The sequence below is a fragment of the Mesotoga sp. UBA5825 genome (assembly GCF_002432955.1).
GTDB lineage: Bacteria > Thermotogota > Thermotogae > Petrotogales > Kosmotogaceae > Mesotoga.
Genome location: NZ_DJHG01000121.1, coordinates 2,326 through 8,641, shown reverse-complemented (window position 1 = coordinate 8,641; position 6,316 = coordinate 2,326). Strand labels below are relative to the sequence as shown.

Genomic DNA, 6,316 nt, shown 5'->3' with positions numbered 1-6,316 from the left:
CCTTTTGTATAGATTCTATCTGTTACGCTGATTTTCCTCAGAGCATCCACGAGCAGAGCTGTCCTATTCATTGCTTTTTCCGTCAGAGTGTAGATGTTTACGGTTGGGTATTTGAGCATAAGAATGTCAGTCTCTTTAGAAACCCTCTTTCCTTCCTTACCAAGTTCGGCTTCGAGACCGATCCTGGCAATAACTTCACCTAGATCAAGATCCGTAGGATTTTCGGCCAATGACATGGAGTGATCGGAACTAATGACTATAACGAATTCTCCAAATGTCTCTTCAAGAAAGTCGGCTAAAAGCTTCAACTCGCCATCTATCTCTTCCAATTCTCTTATCGTCTTGTGGTGAAGAGGTCCGTATCTATGCCCCGCACTATCCAGAGACTGATAGAGGCAGAAGATAGCGTCATACTTCTTTTCTTTACTCTCCTTTGTTAGCGCCTTCCGTATTGCATTGCTTCTGTTTCCGTCAACCTGGACATGCTTCACTCCCTTTCTTCCCTGAAGCATGAAATGCTGTATCGAGAGGATGGTGTAGTTGTTTTCGTATAAACAGTCGGTTATTGGCGCTCTTTTGAGATCTCTGAGTCTACCCTCCACTCTCATCTCTTCTCTGTTCAGGATAGTGTTGGAGTATATGCCGTGTTTTTCGGGATATACACCCGTCAATATGGTGCTCATCATGGGTGTGGTAAGTGTAGGAAAACACGATCTCATATTCCTCACCACGGAACCAGTCTTGGCAACAGTATCCAGGAAAGGAGTCCTGGCCTTCTTCAACACCTCCGGACCAAGCGAATCGATAGTAACGAAGAGGAGAGGGATATTCTTCATTTCAGGACCAGCCTCGAAACGACGGGCAGATGATCCGAAGCGTATGAAGCTACAGTGAATGCATCGACGATCTCGAAATAGTGATTCACGAAGATATAATCAATCTGCCGGCCCGGTCTATCTGCCGGTATCGTATGAAGACTCTTGTCAAGCGCATGATTCACCGAATTGAAGTGGTCGAAAAACTCGGGGACACCGTACTGCAGATCATACCACTCGGCGTTGAGATCGCCGGCAATAATCGCCGGAATCTCTTCGTGCTCAAGATACACCTCGAGAATCTTTCTGAGTTCCGTCTGGATTTCCAAGATCCCGCCGAGACCGAGATGCGTGCCCATCACCAGGACTTCCCGGCCCTCGATCTCTGTGACGATTGCGGAACAACCTCTATCCACGGCAAGCATCCATTCTGGTCTCGGGAGCACAAAACCAAATTCGGCCGTTATCGGGAATTTACTGAGAACAGCGTTGCCGTAGTTGCTCCTGCCCTCCGCCAGACTGAAGAAGTAGCTCATGTTGAGTTCCTTGGCAATAATCTCTGCCTGTCTCAGTCCTGCGCTCCTCGGATTTTCCTGATCGACTTCATTGAGAATAAGAATATCTGGATCTACTTCCCTTATGGTCTCGACAACTCTGGAAAAATCCAGGACACCGTCTATTCCCATTCCGTGCCTTATGTTGTAGGTCATGACAGTCAGAGATGTTCCCATCAGAGTCCCTCCAAGGAATATTGAAAACAAAAAGCAAAAAACTATTCTGCGCATATAATCACATCCAATAGTCCGCAGATCTTTCGAGGAATCTCCTTCAAATGGTAAAATCCCGTGAAGACATGCGATCCTTTGCCGTAGGCAATTATAGGCACATAGGCAGCAGTGTGGTCGTTACTCGACCAGCTCAAGGAAAAGTCACCATCGGGTTTGCCATAAGGCACCGCGACTCCTCCGGTCTCGTGGTCTGAAAGCACGATCAATAGATCGCTTTCCAAAGAGAGCTGTGAAAGCAAATAAGAGAGTACGTCCCTGAAGGCAGCCAGTTCGGCCAGCACGGCCTCTGAATCGTTGACATGAGAAGCATCGTCAATTCTGCCGGCCTCAATGACGAGTAGCTTGTTTCTCTCTTCCTGCATGAATACAGCTAAAGCCCTTTCGACCATTTCCAAGAGAGTGGGCTCACCGGGAATCAATTCATTCTCAAAGCTTTTGTCTCCCATGGTTACAAGGGCAACGGTTCCCTTCAACATTTCGGAATCCGGAGATCCAATCTCCTCGAAATTCAGTCCAAGAACCCTGTAGCCGCTGTCTATGAGTTCGTGTATTCTGCTTCTTGGCGTCGGTTTCTGGGTAAAGGGATTGATTCCCAGCTCTTCAAGACCACCGGCAAAGAACAAATCGAGGGAACTTTCCATTAGAAAGTCTGTAATTACATCCGTTTCCTTCCTTTGCTCATGAGCGTAAAGGGCTGCCGGAGTGGCGTCGTAGTAACGTGTGTTTGTAACCAGGCCGAGCCACCAACCCTTGTCTTTCAGGATATCCGCCAGCGTCTTCACTTCTTCTCCTAATGCATTCATGCCAAGATACCCCGTCAGTGTCTTCACACCGGAAAAAAACGCGGTTGCGGCGGCAGCCGAGTCGGTTACAAGATTATCTAGAGCCTCATTTCTGCCGATACTGACTACGGGATTGTGGCTTCCCATGACTTCTCCAGTTACCAGTTCCGATATGTATAGATGGTTAAAACCCATCCCGTCACAAATCAGGATGACGATATTCTCAGGTCTACTGCTTTCCAGCGAGAGAAAAACAGAAGAAAAGAATACTAAAAGCATAAAGAGAGTCGAGAGCTTTTTCATATTACCACCCCTTACTAGCCCTTCAAACCAGTCATCGTAATACCCTCGATGAATTGCTTCTGCAATATGAGATACAACACCACTATCGGTATAACGGCCATTGCGGCGGCCGTGATCTGAAGGTGCATCAAATCCCCGTAACGCTGGGTGAAATACTGTACTCCGAGTTGAACAGTCCTGTGTTCATCGTTGTTAACAACCAGAAGAGGCCACAGGAAAGCGTTCCAGGTCGCCATAAAAGAGAAGATCGCCAGCGCAGACAGTGGTGCTCTTATGTTTGGAATCACGATGATTCTAAAGATCTGAAACTCGGAGCATCCGTCTATCCTGGCCGCATCTATCAAGTCGTCGGGAATAGTGACAATGAATTGCCTCATGAGAAATACGCCGAAGATGCTTACTGAACCCGTTATAATCAGAGCCAAGTAGGTGTCTACGAGCCCCAGATTGTAGATCATGATATACAGCGGGATTATGGTAACAGGAAAAGGAATCATCATCGCGCCGAGCAGAGTCTTGAAAATCGAGTTTCTTCCTCTGAACCTGTATTTTGCAAAGGCAAAGCCGGCGAGGCTGGATGTGAGCAATGTGAGAGTGACCGCCACGGTAGTTATTAGAATGCTGTTCAAGTAATACCTCAAGAAAGGAACGGAACTGAATACTTCGGCGTAATTCTTTAGGGTGAATCTGTCAGGCAGGAACTTAGGGGGGAATCTCATAAGCTCACTTTGATCTTTGAATGTAGACAAGATCATCCATACAAAGGGCATAATCATTATTATTGAAAATGCTATCAAGAGAGTATATGAAATAGAATATACAATTATGTTGCTCTTCCTCTTCGATCTCAAGGTCACTCCTCCTTGAAAATCTTTGTGACCCTCATCTGAACAAGAGTAATCACCAGTATTATTGCAAACAGAACGATTGACATTGAACTAGCATAGCCCATCTGCAGCTTATTGAATCCCGTCTGCCAAATGTAGAAGACAGCAGTTTTCGTATCTGCATTTCCTCCCGTCATCATGTATATCTCCGTGAAAACCTGAATCGCGCCGATCGTCGAAGTTATGAACACAAAAACAAGAGAGGGCTTCATGAGCGGGATTATGATGTTCTTGACCTTCTGCCAACGCGTTGCTCCGTCGATATCCGAGGCTTCCAGAATGATACTAGGTATGTTGTTCAGCCCGGCCAGGAAGATTATTATGCTGTATCCAACGGACCTCCAGACTGAAACGAGTACAACTGACCAGATGGCTATTTCGGGATTGCCCAGCCAGTTTATCGGCTCCGCCCCGAAGAGTCCTATGAGATAATTCGCTACTCCGTAATACGGATGATATATCCATGTCCAGATAACGCTTATCGCAACAACCGATGTCACGGCCGGAAGGAAGTATATCACTCTGAATACGCTCTTGAACTTCGGGATAGAGTATATGAGGAGAGCAAAGAAAAAGGAAATTACGATTTTCACGGGTATAACGCCAAGAGCATACTTAAAGCTTATCCAGAGCGATCTCAGAAAATACTCGTCTGTAAAGGCCTTCCTGAAGTTCGCAAGCCCCACGAATGGTTTGTTCGGCACGAGGATATTCCACTTGTGAAACGAGATAAAGAAAGCGAACATTGCCGGGAAGAAAGTAAGAAAGCAGACTCCAAACAGGGACGGCAGAATGAAGAGATACGGAGCCCTCTTCTTATCCGGAATCAGTCTTACGACGGCAACGAGAACCACAACGCTGCCGATCAAAGAGATCCACCATCCGTAACCGGCAATGCCCAGGAAATCGAGGAAGAACTTTGATCTTAGAACCTCCTGCCATTCAGTTCTCATGAAGATGATCGTGATGTTCAGCACCAGCAAAGAGACAGCTGTTCCAAGAAGAAATGAGATCTTCCCTATCGCAAGGAACAGTGCAAAAAGGCAGACCAGGACAATATAGACGGGCAGGAGGTTAAACGCACCCCAAAAAGAGAAGTCAGCAACCCTATACACAACTTCTCCCGATGCGTAGGGCAGGAAGAAAGAGAGAATTATTAGTAACAACCCTGCAGCTATTAAAATTCTACTCAGTGAATTATCTGATAGCTCTACCATTGAAAGACCTCCGAATCAGGCTTGCCGCTAGACCCCGGTTTAGGATCAGAATATTCCAAAGGTCTCTTCGAGATACTGGTTGATTTCGTTTATCGCCTTCTTGAGCGCTTCCTCAGGATCGGCCCCTTTGTTGATTATGCTGTTGTACGCCGTTTCCCTAAGAAGAGCCGCCGGATTTCCCCAACCGGCAGAGAACGTTGGCACAGCATAATTCAGTGAATCCAGAATCGGGCTCAACAAAGGATCATCTGCAAACTCGGGATCACTGATCACGCTATAATAAGAAGGGAGTTCTCCTGTATCTTTGAACCACAGTTTCTGGGCTTCGGGCGAGCTTATAAAAGCAAGCCACTTCGAAGCGATCTCCGGAGTTCTGCAATCGCTCATGAGAACAAGAGCCCAGCTTGTCAAAACCGAGCTTCTGCTTCCTGTCTCGGGGTGCGCCGGAGGGAGTGCGGTTCTGAATTCGAGATCGGGATGCCCGCCGACCTGGAAAGAACCGACCATTGCTCCATGTCCGAACACCATAGCTTCTTTTATCTGTCTGAATCCCGTCCACCTCGAACCAAATTCCGGTACATATACTTCATGTTTCAGCACTGCATCAGTCAAGAATTTCAGGCCTTCAAGCTGAGCATCTTCGTATGCGACTTTCTTTTCTTCATCGCTTGCCCAGAATGTTGCGCCTGCCTGCCTCATGAAACTCTCAATAACCGGTTCGTAGCCTTCAATTCCCAGCCCTGACTGAACCATCTTGTTTCCTTCCCAAATCGTCAGCTGTTTTGCGTACTCAAGGAGTTCGGTCCAGTTTTGAGGAGGGCTATACGGGTCAAGACCCGCCTGTTCGAAGAGATATGGATTGTAGAAGAGAACAATTGTCTGAACATCTGTCGGAAAGCCGTACAGCTGACCGTCGATAATCAGCTTGTCAATGGCCGCTTCTATGCACTTCTCTCTCATCTCTTCCGCCGTGGCGACACTTGCATTTATTGGTTGAATCAATCCATAACCGAAGAACTCCTCCATCGCCGTGGCGGGAATCTGTGCGACATCTGGCCCACTTCCCGCTGCCAGAGCAGCAAGTAGCTTAGTCTTATACTCTGAATATGGTATTGTCTGAACCTTGATTTCTACATCGGGGTTTTCCTTCATGAACTCTGAAGCCATTTCCATGATAATCATCGCTCTGCTCGGTGAATGGTGCATCCAGTGGACGATAGTTGTTTTTGCCATTGCAGAAGTAATCAAGAGCAACGAAGCAACAAAAAGTATCATAACTCTCTTTCTCATAAAACGCACCTCCTAAAAGACTCCCAGTATTCTCCCTACTGAAACAGCGAGGGGTGTTCTCAAAAGCTTCTGTTCTGTAACCTTAAGAATCATCATTTCGAGCTCGGTGTGGCCCAGCGACATATCGAACACTTTCTTTCTAAGATAATCAACCGCTTTGTCGGAGAAGAAAGGATTGCGGCTGTTGAGCACTATCGTTTCAAGCCCGAGCAAGTCGACAACATTTGCGATAGC

Annotated in this window: 7 protein-coding genes; all 7 read right to left on the bottom strand. The window is 46.9% G+C overall.

The annotated features are described in order from the left end of the window. The coding region (locus tag B3N33_RS11980) for an alkaline phosphatase family protein (RefSeq protein WP_292593476.1) at positions 1 to 836 on the bottom strand (836 nt) is incomplete at its 3' end. Beyond that, complete coding sequence (locus B3N33_RS11975) at positions 833 to 1,546, bottom strand: endonuclease/exonuclease/phosphatase family protein (RefSeq protein ID WP_214078276.1); 714 nt, start codon at positions 1,544 to 1,546, stop codon at positions 833 to 835. The genes B3N33_RS11975 and B3N33_RS11980, both read right to left, overlap by 4 nt. Before the next feature lie 41 nt (positions 1,547 to 1,587). Then, positions 1,588 to 2,688: an alkaline phosphatase gene (locus tag B3N33_RS11970; protein WP_214078277.1), complete on the bottom strand. Its 1,101-nt coding sequence runs from the start codon at positions 2,686 to 2,688 to the stop codon at positions 1,588 to 1,590. Positions 2,689 to 2,702: 14 nt separating this feature from the next. Next, a complete protein-coding gene (locus B3N33_RS11965; protein WP_214078278.1) occupies positions 2,703 to 3,539 on the bottom strand; it encodes a carbohydrate ABC transporter permease in 837 nt (278 codons plus the stop codon). A gap of 2 nt (positions 3,540 to 3,541) precedes the next feature. Next, a complete protein-coding gene (locus tag B3N33_RS11960) occupies positions 3,542 to 4,792 on the bottom strand; it encodes a carbohydrate ABC transporter permease (protein WP_292588558.1) in 1,251 nt (416 codons plus the stop codon). A gap of 45 nt (positions 4,793 to 4,837) precedes the next feature. Then, positions 4,838 to 6,082, bottom strand: coding sequence for an ABC transporter substrate-binding protein (locus B3N33_RS11955; RefSeq protein WP_292588556.1), 1,245 nt, complete (start codon positions 6,080 to 6,082; stop codon positions 4,838 to 4,840). Positions 6,083 to 6,094: 12 nt separating this feature from the next. Then, the coding region (locus B3N33_RS11950; RefSeq protein ID WP_292593475.1) for a hypothetical protein at positions 6,095 to 6,316 on the bottom strand (222 nt) is incomplete at its 5' end.